At 46.7% G+C, this 794-nt stretch carries 1 protein-coding gene; it reads left to right on the forward strand.

Annotated elements, in window-relative coordinates; all coding sequences use genetic code 11:
- Window positions 1-62: 62 nt before the first annotated feature.
- The coding region (locus JV16_RS14910; RefSeq protein WP_042536463.1) for a transposase at window positions 63-794 on the forward strand (732 nt) is incomplete at its 3' end.

Here is a 794-nt window from a genome sequence, read left to right on the forward strand (position 1 = left end):
AAAAATGCGAATTTTCCTGTATGGTAAAGGTGACCAAACCAAACCATTGGAGGAAAATTCGCATGTACTCTCAGTTTATCAAAGAACTCATCGATTTACCAGATGTTTTGATTCAAAAGGTGCGAAAAGAAGGAGATCGTTGGATTTTCGAACTTTCTCTACCTGAACAATGCCCGTTATGTCCTGTCTGCTTGAAACGCACGATCAAAATGACAGGAAAAAAGAAGCAATGGATGCATGGCTATGCTCAACGAATCGGGATTTTTTGGATTGAACTCCCTGTCGAGCGCAGACGTTGTAGTACGTGTGGCATGACGTTCAGCACGTCTTATCCAGGAATCTCCCCTCGAAGTGTGGCAACGGACGCTTTTCAGCAATGGGTGGCGCAATCTTGCATTGGGACATCCATTCAGGCAGTAGCTCGGATGCTCAAACTCCCTTACACGACCGTGGAACGTTGGTTTTATACCCATGCCCCTTCCTTCCTATCGAATGATATCCAACCAAAGGCGGTTTGTGTCGATGAATTTGCCTTTCGAAAAGGGCATGACTACGGAGTGTCGATCATGGATGCCGAGACGGGAGAAGTGTATGCCATCGAAGCTGGAAAGAACGAGGAAGCCATCAGACGTGCGTTGGCGCATGTGTCTCGTTCTGTTCAGTATGTCGTAAGCGATTTAGCCCCAGCGATGAAAAAAGCCATTCAAGGGGTTTGCCCAGAGGCGACACACGTGGTCGATTATTTCCATGTCATTCAGCTGTTTACGGATGCTTTAGATCGTTGCCGCAAATAT

The sequence above is a fragment of the Anoxybacillus ayderensis genome (genome assembly GCF_000833605.1).
In the GTDB taxonomy this organism is placed as follows: Bacteria; Bacillota; Bacilli; order Bacillales; family Anoxybacillaceae; genus Anoxybacillus; species Anoxybacillus ayderensis.